Genomic DNA, 14266 nt, shown 5'->3' on the forward strand with positions numbered 1-14266 from the left:
GCCAGCCTTTCAGCGCCCCGGGCCGGGTCAGGGCGCCTTCAGCAGCGGCAGCGTGATGGCGACCTTCAGTCCGCCACCTGGGCGGTTCAGGAAGCTCAGGCGGCCGCCGAAGTGCTCCACCGCCTCGTGCGCGATGGCCAGGCCGAGGCCGGTGCCGCTGGCAGCGGTGCCCGGCGCCCGGAAGAAGCGCTCGCCCAGCCGTGGCATCACGTCGTCGGGCACGCCAGGGCCGTTGTCTTCCACATACAGTTCGACATCATTGTCGTCCAGCGCGTGCACGCCCACCGTGACGGTTGCATTGCGGCCGGCATAACGCAGGGCGTTGTCGATCAGGTTGTCCAGCGCTTCCTGCAGCATGGCGCCGTTGCCCAGTACACGCAGCGGATGGGGACTGCCGCGGTAGCCCAGATCGATGCCATCGCGGATCGCCTCCGGTACGCGCATGCCGACCCACTGCGGTACCAGCTCGCACAGGTCCAGTGCCTCCACGGTATCGGGCACGGTCTGCGCCCGGCTCAGTGCCAGCAGCTGGGTGCTGACCCGCGCGGTGCGCTGGTTGAGCCGGCGGATGTGCTGCAGCGCCTCGCGCACTGTGTCGGGGTCGCCATGTGCCAGCGCCTGGTCCACGTGCAGGGCCATGCCCGCCAGCGGCGAACGCAGCTGGTGCGCGGCATCGGCGATGAAACGGTTCTGCAGGGTGATCATTTCCGCCTGGCGGGCAAACAGATCATCGATGGTGCTGATCAGTGGCTGGATCTCCTCTGGCACGTCGGCATCGGAGATCGGCGCCAGTTCGCCGCGGCGCTGGGCCAGGCGGGTCCTCAGCGGGGTCAGGATACGCAGGCCATAGGTCACGCCGAACCAGACCAGCGCTGCGGTACCCAGCGCCAGCATGGTCATCAGCGGGATGATGATCATCAGGATCTCGCGCGCACGCTGCCGGCGGTCGGCCATGCTCTCGGCCACGGTCACCGCCAGCTGGTCCTGCGGATCGTTCATCGCCTGCGTGCAGACGGTGGCCATGCGCACCTGCTGGCCATTGAGGTTGCCGTCGTACAGCGCCGGATGCACGCCGGTGCAGTCCTGCGAAGGGGCGTACGGGCTGAAGTCTGCATTGCCGCTGAGCGTACCCATGCGGCTGCTGTCGACGTTGAAGTAGCGATGGCCGTCGGGGTCGTACTCGATCAGGAAGCGCGCCTGCGGAGACAGGTCGCTGGTCACCGGCATGGTGCTCAGCATCTGCGCGAACGAATGCGTGTCGTCGATCAGGTTGCGGTCGTGGATGCGGTTGGAATAGTCCAGCGCAACGTAGTAGGCCAGGATCGTGTTGAAGGTGAGCAGGCCCAGCATCGGCAACGCCAGGAAGGCGAGCAGGCGCCGACGCAGGCTGGGTGGTCCACTGATCACGGGGCGCTGTCGTCCTGCGCGTCTTCCAGCATGTAGCCCAGCCCGCGCACAGTGCGGATGCCCATGCCGCCGGGCTGCAGCTTGCGGCGCAGGCGGTGCAGGGCGATGTCCAGGCCGTTGTCGGTGAGGTCCTGGCCCCAGTCGCACAGCGCTTCCACCAGTTGCGCGCGCGACACGATGCGCTCGGCGCGTACCGCCAGTGCCGACAGCAGGCCGAACTCGCGCGCGGTCAGTTCCAGCGACTGGTCGTCGATCCACACCCGGTGCCCGGCCAGATCGATACGCAGGCGGCCGATGCGCAGGTCCGGGTTGCCATTGCTGGTGACCCGCCGCAGCTGCGCACGCACGCGTGCTTCGAATTCGTCCAGCGCGAACGGCTTGACCAGGTAGTCATCGGCGCCCAGGTCGAGCACGCGCACGCGTTCGGCCAGGCCATCGCGGGCGGTCACCACCAGCACCGCCAGGCCATCGCCGCGCTGACGCAGGCGCTGCAGCACATCGCGGCCATCCAGCTGAGGCAGGCCCAGGTCCAGCACCAGCAATGCGTACTGGGTCGAGCCCAGTGCCGCGTCGGCGTGCGCGCCGTTGTCGACGTGGTCAACCACGTGCCCCTGCCGGCGCAGCGAGGCGCACAGGCCGGAGGCGATATCCGGGTCGTCTTCAGCAATCAGAACGCGCATGCGCGGGGGCTCCTGTAACGGTCAGGCCCACCGGATGGACGGGGTGGGCCTCTCTCGGCTGCCGAGGGTAGCCGCAAACCGGGTGAAGGTGGAGCGCGCCGCCGCCGCCCGGTGCCGTCGCGCTGTCCCTTCATTCAGTCCTGCAGGCCCGGCTCACCCGGCGCCAACGGCACCCGCGAGCCATCCAGCAGGCCACGGCTGAGCCTGCCATTTTCGATGAACAGCAGTTCGCCGTTCTCGCCGTTCTTGATGCTGCTGTCGATGGCGATCACGCGGTCGCCATGGAAGCTGCTGACGTGTGGCATCGAGGTGTGGCCGACCACGATGCGTTTGAGCTGCAGGCGGTCGAGTACGGTCTGCACCCCCGCGGTGTCGAGGCGGCCATCGAAGTAGCCGCGGTACCAGATCGGGCTGGTCTTGCCGTCATACAGCGGTGCGGTGGCCGGGTCGGCCTTTACTTCGGCCTTTGGCAGGCCCAGTGACGCCTGGTAGGCCGCATTGGTGCGCGCCGGGTCCAGCGCCAGCTGCACTGCCTCGGGCGAAATACCGCCGTGCAGGAACAGGGTGTCGCCGATCTTCAGCAGCACCGGGCGGGTGCGCAGCCACTGCCCGATCACCGAATCGGCACCGTACAGCTGCGGGTAGCTGCGGCCGAGCAGCTGCGCGCTGCGCAGGTACTTCGGGTTGACGTAGCGCAGGTCGTCGTACAGCACCATGGTTTCGTGGTTGCCGAGCACGAAGTGCACCGCGCCGCCGGCGGCGGCCGCCTGCAGCTGCAGGCCATACAGCAGCCAGAAGGCCTCGGTCACCTGCGGGCCGCGGTCGAACACATCGCCGGCGATGACCAGCGTGTCCTTGCCCAGCGCCCAGCGATCCTGGGCATCGATGACCTGGTGGGCGCGCAGCAGGCGCACCAGCAGCCCGTACTGGCCATGGATGTCGGACAGCGCAACGATGCGCGGCACGGCCGGCAGCACGGAAACCGAAGGCGCATTCGGGGCAGCCACGTGCACCGAGTGCTCGTAGCCGCAGCGCGGGGCGATGTCGGTACCTGCGGCCTGCGTGGCAAGCGTGTGCGACTCGACCTTGTCGTCGCAGATCCACTTGGCCTGCAGCTGGTCGCCCTGGCGGAACACATAGGGGCCATCGGCCTGCACGTGGTCGGCGGGCGCGGCAACCTCGCGGGCCTGCGTGGTTGCTGTGGCGCAGGCCAGCAGCGGCAACAGCAGGGCGGTCAGCAGGGAAGGGCGATCGCGCGACATCGGCGGCATCCAGTGGCGGAAAGGTCTGATGCTAACCGGCGCGGATGTTCGTCGGTGTGCGCGAATGGGCGAATCAGGTGTCGCGCCCGTCGTCCCTGAGCTTGCGCACGCGGGTGGCGCTGGGCTGAAGTGGCTGGCCGTCGCGCCCGCGCGGCTGCATGTAGGGCAGTGGCCGCCGTGTCGCCGATTCGATCAGCTGTGAATGGGCTTCACCGGCCTCGAAGCGATGGCGTTCACCCCATTGGCGCAGCGCGACCAGCAGCGGGAACAGTTCCTGGCCAGCGGCGGTGAGCACGTATTCCTGGTAGGCCGATCCATCGGAGGCCGGCTGCAGCTGCAGGACGCCGGCCTCTACCAGCCGGCGCAGGCGGTCGCTGAGGATGTTGCGCGCCGCGCCGAGGCTGCGCTGGAAATCACCGAAACGGGTGACGCCATCGAAGGCATCACGGATGACCAGCAGCGCCCAACGGTCACCGAGCAGATCGGCGCTGCGGGCGACGGGGCAGGGGCTGTCGGTGTGCATGGTGGACCTCTCTGATGTGGTTGCAGTTTAAAACCAATGGCAGTAGCCTGCATCAAGTTTCAAATTGCAACCACATCATGAGTGCCATATCACTTCCCCGCCCGCTGCTGGTCCTGCTCGCGGTTGCCGCAGGTGCCAGCGTTGCCAACGTCTATTACGCGCAGCCGCTGCTGGATCAGCTTGCACGCGCCTTTGCGCTGGACCGGGCCATGGCTGGCGCGGTGCTGGCTGCTACCCAGGCCGGTAGCGTGCTGGCGTTGCTTGGCCTGCTGCCGCTGGCGGACCGTGGTGACCGGCGACGCCTGCTGCGGCTGCAGTTGATCGCATTGGTGCTGGCGCTGCTGTGGCTGGCAGCGTCACGCACGGCGGGCTGGCTGTTGTCGGGCATGCTGCTGGCCGGCTTGCTGGGCACGGCGCTGACCCAGGGCCTGATCGCCTATACCGCCATGCTGGCACCGCCCGAGCAGCGCGGTCGCGTGGTCGGTGTGGTGCAGGGCGGCGTGTTCATCGGCCTGCTGCTGGCGCGCGTGGTGTCCGGTACGGTGGCGGCGGCCTTTGGCTGGCAGATGGTCTACCTGTTGTCAGCGATGGTGATGGCGGGGTTGGCGGCGCTGCTGTGGCGGCGCCTGCCCCCAGTACCGGTGCCGTCGGTTCCCCCACGCTGGCGCGAGCTGCTGGGCTCGATGCTGGGCATGCTGCGCCGCGATCGAACGCTGCGCGAGCGTGGGCCGCTGGCACTGCTGCTGTTTGCCGGCCTCAATGTGTTCTGGGCGGCGGCACCCTTGCCGCTCTCGGCGCCACCGCTGCATTGGTCGACCGCCGCCATCGGTGCACTGGGCCTGGCCGGGGTGATCGGTGCGCTGCTGGCGGCGCGGGTAGGGCACTGGATGGACCGTGGTTTCGCGCATCCGGTCAGCGTCGGTGCGCTGTTGTTGATGCTGGTTGCGTGGTGGCCCTTGCTGGGCCTGCCGCAGTCGCTGTCGTTGCTGCTGTTGGGCGTGATTGTGCTCGACCTGGGTGGGCAGGCACTGCACGTATCTAACCAGGCATTGCTGCTGCGCGCGCCGGCTGAACAGCATGGACGCCTGGTGGCTTTGTACATGCTGTTCTATGCGGTGGGCAGTGGTGCCGGTGCAGCGGCCGGGCCGTGGATGCAGGCGCGCCATGGCTGGCCGGCGGTATGCCTGTTGGGGGCGGGCATCGCGTTGCTGGCGCTGCTCTGGTGGGCAGCGTGGTGGGTGGTGGCGGTGAAAGCAGCGGCCGGCGGCCGTATCGGTAGTGCCGGCTGTCAGTAGAGTCGACTGTCAGCCGACTGCTCTTCGCCCTGCGCGCGAAAAACCCCGCGGTGCGCGCGATAGTCGACCCGCGGTCGACTCTACCTGTCCTGCCGTCATCGCTGCAGTGCGCGCCGTCCCGGCGCTTCCTGCAGGTCCGCACTGGCCACCACCACGCGGTTGCGGCCGCTGCGCTTGGCCTCGTACATTGCCGCGTCGGCACGGGCCATCAGCCGCTCGTAGTCCGGATGACCGTCGTGGCCGGCCACGCCGATGCTGGCGGTCAGTGCCAGCACCTGGCCGTTGGCCAGTGCCACCGGCGACTGTGCGATCTGCCGCCGCAGGCTCTCGGCGATCACGGTCGCCTGCGATTCGCTGGCAGCCACCAGTACCACCACGAATTCTTCGCCGCCATAGCGGAACAGGTAGTCGCTGCCGCGCGTGAGCTGGCCGAGCAGGCCGGCGACGTGCTGCAACGCGCGGTCGCCGGCATCGTGGCCGTGGCCGTCGTTGATTGCCTTGAAGTGATCCAGGTCGAGCAGCAGCAGCGAGAACGGTGTGCGGTTGCGTGTGGCCAGCTCGATTTCCCGGCGCAGCACGGTGGGCAGGAAGCGACGGTTGAGCAGGTTGGTCAGCGCGTCGCTGCCGGCATCCAGTTCGCCGATGCGCTCGAACAGCAGTGTCATCAGGGTGCGGATGGCGGCCAAGTCCTCGCGGATGGCCGGCAGCACCGCCAGTCGCTGCGCCGGAGCATCGCCGCTCGCGCGCTGCAGGTGGCCATCAATGCGGGCCATCAACTGGCCCACCTGCTGCGTTTCGCTGCTTTCGCCGAAGCTGGGGATGCCCTTGTGGGTGAACCACAGGCCGAACTCCGAGGTAGCCAGGCTGGCGTTGTCGCTGGCCTGCACGTGGCCGGCCAACGCGTAGAGCAGGGCGTTTTCCCAGTCCAGCAGCAGTGCGCGCTGGCGCTCGCGTTCGGTACCGACGTTCTGTACCAGCGAGAACAGCCGGTAGGCGGCGTCGGCACGGGTGGAGCGCTCGCGCGCGTGGGTGTAGGCCAGGGTCATGCCTTCCATGGCGATATCCATGATCGCGCTGAGGCAGTCGATGGCGGCAAATGCGGTGTCGCTGTCCGGTGCATCGTCGCGCAGGCGCACGAACAGTTCGTGCTTGAGCACACGCGCACCGCGGGTAACCAGGTCGACCGGAATGCCGACGCGGGCGTGCACGTCGCCGATGATCCGCTGCGAGGCCACGGTGTTGGCGATGCCGCTGGCATCAGTGGTCAGCAGCTGCGCCAGCCAGCGCTGCATGGCCGGCTGCAGGCGCTGCTTGACCTGGTCGTGGGACAGGAAACGGCGCGCACGGGTGTCCTGCAGCAGTACTTCGTAAAAGCGCTGGGCCAGCGCGGGTGGGGCATCGGTAGCAGCGGCCGTGAGCAGCGCGGTGGCGGCAGGGCCGGCCTGCAGCAGACACTGCTGCCAGGCCTCGGCCAGCGGCTGGCTGGCATCGTCCAATTGGGGTGGTTCCACGTCGATCTCTGACTGCGTACGGCAAACCACGGGTATCGGCCGCGGCGGCATACGGTTGATGGCGGGTTAGCCGGCCAGTTTACGCGCGGTGCAGGGTTGCACGGTGCGCAAACCACATCGGCGCCGCTGCGGCAATGAGTGAACGCATTTGAGAATCAATCGCATTGATGGGAGAATGCGCGCACGGAACGGGCTGCAGGTGCCTGCTGCAGGACTGCTCCGCCTCCCCCTCGTCGTTGCCTCAAGCCCTTTGCCAGAGGCCCCGTAGCCCTGCCAGAAGGTCCTGATCATGTCCCCTGCCGTTGTCCTTTCGCCGCGCCCGCTGGCGCTTGCCGTTGCCGCCCTGCTGGCCGGCAGCGCCCTGACCGCCCACGCCGAAACCGACGCCACCGATATCGACACGGTGCACGTCACCGCCTCGCAGATCGCGCGCCAGGCCCTGGGTACCTCGACCATCACCGCAGAGGACATCGCCAGGCGCCCGCCGGCCAACGACATCGCCGAGCTGCTGCGCACCATGCCCGGCGTCAACCTGACCGGCAACAGTGCCTCGGGCCAGTACGGCAACAACCGCCAGATCGATCTGCGTGGCATGGGCCCGGAAAACACCCTGATCCTGGTCGACGGCAAGCGCATCGGTGCGCGTGATGCCGTGCGCATGGGCCGCAGCGGTGAGCGCAATACCCGCGGCGATACCAACTGGGTGCCGGCGGAAATGATCGAGCGCATCGAAGTGCTGCGTGGCCCTGCAGCGGCACGTTATGGCTCGGGTGCTTCCGGTGGCGTGGTCAACATCATCACCAAGCGCCCGACCGGCGACCTGACCGGCGCGGTCGACCTGTATGGCCTGGTGCCCGAGCACAGCGCCGAAGGCGGCAGCGAGCGCGTCGGCCTGCAGCTGAGCGGGCCGATGACCGACACCCTGTCGTTCCGCCTGTACGGCAATCTCAACAAGACCGACGCCGATTCGCTGGAACTCAATCGTGACTTCGCGACGAATCCGAACGCGGTGCCGCCGGCCGGTCGCGAGGGCGTCAAGAACCGCGATGTCAACGCGCTGCTGCGCTGGGACGTGACCGCCAACCAGGTGGTCGAATTCGAAGCCGGCACCAGTCGCCAGGGCAACATCTATGCTGGCGACCGCGCGGTCAGCACCACCGGTACCTCGACACCGATCGATCTGGGGGCGTTGGCCGAGCAGCAGGCCGAGACCAACCGCATGTACCGCAACACCGGCGCGATCACCCACCGCGGCCGCTGGGGTGATGTGACCTCGCGGGTAACGGCTGCAGTGGAGGCGGTGAACAACTCACGCATCAACGAAGGCCTGGCCGGTGGCCCGGAGGGCAGCTTCAACGGCACCGACTGGTCGACCTCGCGCCTGCGCAACTACCAGCTGGACGGCGAAGTCAGTTTCCCGACCACGCTGGGTGGTGCCGAGAACATCTGGACGCTGGGCTTTGAATACCTGGACAGCCGCCTGACCGACCCGTACTCGATGAGCCAGTCCAGCAGCAGCGGCGGCGGCATCCCGGGGCTGTCGGCCGATCGCGCACGCGGCAAGTCCGACGCGCAGACCACCGCCGTGTTCGTGGAAGACAACATCTACCTGGGCGAGCGCTGGATCGTCACCCCGGGCCTGCGCTTCGACCACCACAGCCAGTTCGGCAACAACACCAGCCCCAGCTTCAACGCGCAGTTCCGCATCAACCGCGACTGGGTGGTGAAGGGCGGTATCGCCCGTGCATTCAAGGCGCCGAACCTGTACCAGTCGAATCCGGACTACCTGTACTACACCCGGGGCAATGGCTGCCCGAATGCACTGCCGAGCCTGGGCGCCGGCTGCTACATGCGCGGCAACTCGGACCTGAAGGCGGAAACCAGCCTGAACAAGGAACTGGGTATCGAGTGGGCACCGCAGAGCGGCTGGCAAGCGTCGTTGACCTACTTCCACAACGACTACAAGGACAAGATCCAGGCCGGGTACAACCAGATCGGGCTGACCGCCGACACCAAGGGTCGCATCTTCCGCTGGGAGAACGCACCCAAGGCGATCGTGCAGGGGCTGGAAGGCAACCTGGTGGTCCCGCTGCTGGGCGAGCAGGGCAACCGCCTGAAGTGGAGCAACAACTTCACCTACATGGTGGAGAACGAGAACAAGAGCACCGGCCAGCCGCTGTCGGTGATTCCGAAGTACACCGTCAACACGATGCTGGACTGGCAGGCCACCGACAAGTTGTCGCTGCTGCTGACCGGCACCTTCTACGGCAAGCAGAAGCCGGCCACCACCAACATCAACAATGATCCGCGCTGCACCGGCACCTGCGATCCGTCGATCGCGCTGCAGGACCGTGGTGCGTACAACATCTGGGGCGTGAGCGCGCGCTACAAGGTGACCGAGACGGTCAGCTTCGGTTTCGGCGTCAACAACCTGGCCGACAAGCGCCTGTTCCGCGAGGCCAACAGCAGCGATGCCGGCGCGGCGACCTACAACGAGCCGGGCCGCGCGTACTGGGCCAGCCTGCGCTTCGGGTTCTGACCGCAGGCGGATGTCGGTCCGCTGCGTTCGCCAGGCGTGGCCTGGCGTTGCCGGCCGCGCTCCGGTAGCGCCGGGCCATGCCCGGTGAGGGACCGCGTGGCCTGCAATGTTATAAACACCGTGATAGTTTCCCCACGGCCGCCGGCGTAGCCTGCCTCCATCGCAAAGGAGCTGTTGCCATGGGCCACGACCACGATCACCTGCCATCCGAGATCCGCCACGAGAAACCCTTGTGGTGGGCGCTCGGCCTGACCTCCACCTTCCTCGTCGTCGAGGTGGTGGGCGCGTTCTGGACCAACAGCCTGGCGCTGTTGTCCGATGCGGCGCACATGGCCACCGATGCTCTGGCATTGATGATCGCGCTGGTCGCGGTACGGCTGAGCCGGCGCCCGCCGGACGCGCGCCGCACCTACGGCTATGCACGCCTGGAAGCGCTGGGCGCGATGATCAACGGTGCGATGCTGTTCGTGGTCGCCGGTTACATCCTGTGGGAGGCCATCGGGCGTTTCCGCGAACCGCAGGAGATTGCCTCGTCAGGCATGCTGGTGATTGCCGCGGCGGGCCTGGTCATCAACCTGATCTCGATGCGCCTGCTGCAGGCCGGCAGCGGTGAGAGCCTGAACGTGAAGGGCGCCTACCTGGAAGTGTGGGCGGACATGCTCGGCTCGGTGGCGGTAATTGCGGGTGCGCTGTTGATCAAGTGGACCGGCTGGAAGCCGATCGATCCGATCCTGGCGGTGCTGATCGGCCTGTGGGTACTGCCGCGCACCTATGTGCTGATGCGCGAGGCGATCAACGTGCTGCTGGAAGGCGTGCCCAAGGGCATGGACGTGGCCAAGGTGCGTGACAGCCTGTCCGGCCACGCTGCGGTACTGGACGTGCATGACCTGCATGTGTGGGCGCTGGCCTCCAGCACCCCGGCGCTGACCGCGCACATCGTGATGCGCGACGGCACCGATGCCGATGCGCTGCGTCGTGATCTGGGCGGGCGCCTGCACGATGACTTCGGCATCGAGCATGTGACACTGCAGATCGAAGCGGACCACTGCGGCGAAGCCTGTGGTGAGCCGGCGCCGGCCAAGGCCGGCGAGCACGAGGGCCATGAAGGCCATGACCACGGCGAGGACGCGCAGGGCCACCGCGGCCACGTGCATCGCTGAACGAGGATGGCGACCGCGCCGGGTGATGCCCGGTGCGGTCATTCGTCCCGTCGCGAGGCCAGCCGGTCTGCCAGCCGCGTCGGCTCCGGCAGCCGGTAACCGCGCAGCGTGCGCTGCACCCAGTCCAGCGCGGTATCCGCACTGACCCGATGGCCGCCGGCCACGAACAGTGGCTTGCAGCGCAGCTTGCTGCGCAGCACCCAGCCCAGTTGCTCATCGCCATCCAGCAGCGGCGTATGCGCACCGGCCTCGGCGCCCGGTTCGACGAACCTGCCCACCAGCTTCGACTTGGCCACGCCGATGCTCGGCAGGTCGATGACCACTCCGAGATGAGCGGCCACGCCCAGCCGGCGCGGGTGGCTGATGCCATGGCCATCGACGAACACCAGGTCCGGCGTATGCGGCAGCAGCGCCAGCGCGGCCAGCAGTGCCGGCAGCTCGCGGAAGCTGAGCAGGCCGGGGATATAGGGCATCACCGTGGGGATGCGCGCGATCTCCTGCGCCACGGGCTGCAGCGTCTCCGCGTCCAGCAGTACCGCCGCGGCGCGTGTGATGGCGCCATCATCCTCGAAGCCGACATCCAGCCCGGCCAGCCAGCGCACCGTGCGTGGCAGCCGGTCCTGGCGTTCCACGCGACCGGCCAGCTGGAGCTGCTGCTCGCGGGCCGCGGCGACGCTGCCTTCCCAGCGTCCGGGGTCGATCACCGTATTCATTGGTTGCAGCATCGCATGTGTGGGGCCACGGCACGGTGAGCGGCGCCCGGGGCTACAATGGCGGCCTGCCTTTCCTCGCGTTGGAGACCCTGCAGTGACCCGTAAACTCGTACTGTTGCGCCATGGCCAGAGCCAGTGGAACCTGGACAACCGCTTCACCGGCTGGGTCGATGTCGACCTGACCGAGCAGGGGCGCCGGGAAGCGGCTGCCGCCGGTCGCCTGATGCGCGAGGAAGGCCTGCAGTTCGACGTCGCCCACACCTCCGTGCTCAAGCGCGCCATCCACACCCTGCAGGGTGCGCTGGCCGAGCTGGAACAGGACTGGCTGCCGGTGAACAAGTCCTGGCGCCTCAACGAACGCCATTACGGCGGCCTGCAGGGCCTAGACAAGGCCGAGACCGCCGCCAAGCACGGCGAGGACCAGGTCAAGGTGTGGCGTCGTTCGTACGATATCCCGCCGCCGGCCATGGACCTGGAGGATCCGGGCCACCCGATCCATGACCGCCGCTACGCTGGCCTGGACCGCAACGCGCTGCCGGGCACCGAATCGCTGGCCACCACGCTGGACCGCGTGCTGCCGTACTGGCACGACGCCATCGCGCCGCAGCTGAAGGACGGCAAGACCGTGCTGGTCACCGCCCACGGCAACTCGCTGCGCGCGCTGTACAAGTACCTCAACAACGTCTCGCGCGAGGAAATCCTCGAGCTGAACATCCCGACCGGCATCCCGCTGCTGTTCGAGTTGAACGACGACCTGACGGTGCAGTCGTTCCGCTATCTGGGCGACCCGGAAGCAGCGCGCAAGGCCGCTGAAGCCGTGGCCAACCAGGGCAAGGCGAAATAAAACAGAAGGCCGGCGCAAGCCGGCCTTCGTTTTTTTGTAGAGTCGAGCCATGCTCGACTGCTGTTGGCCTCTTGCCGCAAGGACAATAAACCCGGAACGGAGCGCAGTCGAGCATGGCTCGACTCTACATAAGCGCGTCCTGTGACCTTTGGCCGGTCCCACCGCAGGCCTCCCCGGCTACCCTGTGAAATTACCCGCAGGAGAGCCTCATGAACGTCCGCAACCTGGTCCCGCTGGGCCTGACCATCGCCATCGCTGCCTCGCTGGCGGCCTGTGGCAAGAATGAAACCGCGCCGGCGGCCAGCGCCGACGCCAAACCGGCCTTCGACCTGTCGCAGATCAAGACGCCGCTGATCTCGCTCAACAGCGCCGACCTGGATCCGGCCATTTCGGCCTGTACCGACCTCAACGGCTTCGTCAACAGCAAGTGGCTGAAGGCCAACCCGGTGCCGGGCGACCAGACCACCTGGGGCAGCTTCGAGATCCTGCGCGAGCGCTCGCTGGAAGTGCAGCACGCACTGGTGCAGCAGGCCGCGGCCAGCCAGGCCAAGGCCGGCTCGGTGGAAGCCAAGATCGGTGACATCTGGAAGACCGGCAACGATGAAGCCAAGATCGAAGCCGCCGGCCTCGCTCCGCTGCAGCCGCAGCTGGACAAGATCACCGCGCTGAACGACACCGCCGCCATCACCCAGTACCTGCGCGACAGCCAGGCCGAGGGCAAGGGCGTGCTGTTCTCGCTGTTCGCCAATGCCGACTACAAGGATTCGGCCAACGTCATCGCCTACGTCGGCCAGGGCGGCCTGGGCCTGCCGGAGAAGGGCTACTACTTCGACGATGCGCAGGCCAAGATCCGCGATGCCTACGTGGCCTACATCGCACAGGTGCTGACCCTGTCCGGCGTGGACGCGGCACGGGCCGCCGAGCAGGCCAAGGCCGTGATGGCCTTTGAAACCCGCCTGGCCAAGGCCTCGATGTCGCGCATCGAAATGCGTGACCCGGCCAAGCGCTACAACCCGCTCAGCGCCGCCGACGCCGACAAGCTGACCCCGAACTTCAGCTGGACCGCGCTGTTCGACACCCTGAAGGTGCCGGCCGCGCAGAAGTTCTCGCTGGCCCAGCCGGGCTTCTTCAGTGAAATGGACAAGATGCTGGCCGATACCATGCCCAGCACCTGGCAGGCCTACCTGCGCTTCCACACCATCGACGACGCCTCGCCGTACCTGAGCAGCCAGTTCGAGAAGGCCAACTTCGATTTCTACGGCACCACCCTGCGTGGCCAGAAGGAAATGCAGCCGCGCTGGAAGCGTGTGCTGGAGTCGGTCAACGGTGGCATGGGCGAAGCCCTGGGCCAGCTGTACGTCGACGCCGTGTTCCCAGCCGAATCCAAGGTGGCCATGCAGCACCTGGTGGAAAACCTGTCGCAGGCGCTGAAGGCGCGCCTGGAGCAGCTGCCGTGGATGGGCGAAGAAACCAAGAAGAAGGCCCTGGAGAAGTGGGCCAGCTTCACCCCGAAGATCGGTTACCCGGACAAGTGGCGTGACTGGGCGGGCCTGCAGACCAACGGCGACAGCTACCTGGGCAACATGCAGGCGGCGCGTGCGTTCAATTACCGCTACATGCTGGACAAGATCGGCAAGCCGGTGGACAAGACCGAGTGGGGCATGACCCCGCAGACCGTCAATGCCTACTACAACGCCACCAAGAACGAGATCGTGTTCCCGGCGGCGATCCTGCAGGCACCGTTCTTCGACGCCAAGGCCGATCCGGCGCTGAACTACGGCGGCATCGGTGCGGTCATCGGCCACGAGATGATGCACGGCTACGACGACTCGGGCAGCCAGTTCGCTGCCAACGGCAACTTCGACAACTGGTGGACCGACGCCGACCGCAAGGCCTTCACCGAACGTACCGACCAGCTGGTCGCGCAGTTCGATGGCTATGAATCGGTGCCGGGCGTGTTCGTGAAGGGCAAGCTGACCCTGGGCGAGAACATCGGCGACCTGGGCGGCTTGACCGTGGCCTACGACGCGTTGCAGATGGCGCTGAAGGAAGATCCGAAGGCGAATGTCGAAGTCGATGGTCACAGCCAGGACCAGCGCTTCTTCATGAACTGGGCTACCGTGTGGCGCCGCAACTTCACCGACGGTGAGCTGCGTGTGCGCCTGAACACCGACCCGCACGCGCCGGCCAACTTCCGTGCCAACGGCGCGCCGTCGAACATGCCGTCGTATGCCGCTGCGTTCCAGTGCAAGGCCGGCGACGCGATGGTGCGTGCCGACGACAAGCGCGTGGTGATCTGGTAATCGATCATCCGTGATGCGTGATGCAGAAG

Annotated in this window: 11 protein-coding genes; 5 read left to right on the forward strand and 6 right to left on the reverse strand. The window is 67.2% G+C overall.

Annotation, left to right across the window (positions count from 1 at the left end):
* Nucleotides 1-27: 27 nt before the first annotated feature.
* The 4 genes from ACZK13_RS06095 to ACZK13_RS06110 form a co-directional block, all read right to left on the reverse strand.
* Nucleotides 28-1407, reverse strand: a complete 1380-nt coding sequence (locus tag ACZK13_RS06095; RefSeq protein WP_005412674.1) for a sensor histidine kinase — start codon at nucleotides 1405-1407, stop codon at nucleotides 28-30.
* On the reverse strand, nucleotides 1404-2087 hold the full coding sequence (locus tag ACZK13_RS06100; RefSeq protein WP_014646433.1) for a response regulator: 684 nt from the start codon (nucleotides 2085-2087) through the stop codon (nucleotides 1404-1406). Before ACZK13_RS06100 ends, ACZK13_RS06095 begins: the two co-directional genes overlap by 4 nt.
* A 134-nt stretch (nucleotides 2088-2221) precedes the next feature.
* Nucleotides 2222-3349 (reverse strand): metallophosphoesterase, encoded by a 1128-nt coding sequence (locus ACZK13_RS06105; RefSeq protein WP_180837966.1) that lies wholly within the window; start codon nucleotides 3347-3349, stop codon nucleotides 2222-2224.
* A 73-nt stretch (nucleotides 3350-3422) separates the two neighbouring features.
* Nucleotides 3423-3872 carry a winged helix-turn-helix transcriptional regulator gene (locus ACZK13_RS06110; RefSeq protein ID WP_180837967.1) on the reverse strand — a complete coding sequence of 150 codons (450 nt, stop codon included), beginning with the start codon at nucleotides 3870-3872 and terminating at the stop codon, nucleotides 3423-3425.
* Between the two features lie 77 nt (nucleotides 3873-3949).
* Here ACZK13_RS06110 and ACZK13_RS06115 point away from each other — a divergent pair, with 77 nt between their 5' ends.
* Nucleotides 3950-5167, forward strand: a complete 1218-nt coding sequence (locus ACZK13_RS06115; RefSeq protein WP_293793416.1) for an MFS transporter — start codon at nucleotides 3950-3952, stop codon at nucleotides 5165-5167.
* A 95-nt stretch (nucleotides 5168-5262) separates the two neighbouring features.
* Here the strand turns inward: ACZK13_RS06115 and ACZK13_RS06120 are convergent, their stop codons facing one another.
* Entirely contained in the window at nucleotides 5263-6678 is a 1416-nt protein-coding gene (locus tag ACZK13_RS06120) for a GGDEF domain-containing protein (RefSeq protein ID WP_125894485.1), read from the reverse strand.
* 289 nt (nucleotides 6679-6967) lie between these two features.
* Between ACZK13_RS06120 and ACZK13_RS06125 the strand changes: the two genes are divergently transcribed.
* Together ACZK13_RS06125 and ACZK13_RS06130 are read left to right on the forward strand one after the other, a co-directional pair.
* The gene (locus ACZK13_RS06125; RefSeq protein ID WP_253143353.1) at nucleotides 6968-9217 is read left to right on the forward strand and encodes a TonB-dependent siderophore receptor; all 2250 of its coding nucleotides are present in this window, start codon (nucleotides 6968-6970) and stop codon (nucleotides 9215-9217) included.
* A 179-nt stretch (nucleotides 9218-9396) separates the two neighbouring features.
* Nucleotides 9397-10377: a cation diffusion facilitator family transporter gene (locus ACZK13_RS06130; RefSeq protein ID WP_107432646.1), complete on the forward strand. Its 981-nt coding sequence runs from the start codon at nucleotides 9397-9399 to the stop codon at nucleotides 10375-10377.
* A gap of 38 nt (nucleotides 10378-10415) precedes the next feature.
* On the opposite strand, the gene nfi is transcribed toward ACZK13_RS06130, so the two are convergent.
* Entirely contained in the window at nucleotides 10416-11090 is a 675-nt protein-coding gene (nfi, locus tag ACZK13_RS06135) for a deoxyribonuclease V (RefSeq protein ID WP_253143352.1), read from the reverse strand.
* A gap of 94 nt (nucleotides 11091-11184) precedes the next feature.
* On the opposite strand from nfi, the gene gpmA reads away from it, so the two are divergent.
* Complete coding sequence (gpmA, locus tag ACZK13_RS06140) at nucleotides 11185-11934, forward strand: 2,3-diphosphoglycerate-dependent phosphoglycerate mutase (protein ID WP_019337589.1); 750 nt, start codon at nucleotides 11185-11187, stop codon at nucleotides 11932-11934.
* 209 nt (nucleotides 11935-12143) lie between these two features.
* Nucleotides 12144-14237, forward strand: a complete 2094-nt coding sequence (locus ACZK13_RS06145; RefSeq protein WP_253143351.1) for a M13 family metallopeptidase — start codon at nucleotides 12144-12146, stop codon at nucleotides 14235-14237.
* Nucleotides 14238-14266: the final 29 nt, after the last annotated feature.

The sequence above is a fragment of the Stenotrophomonas sp. 99219_Sma genome (genome assembly GCF_056480785.1).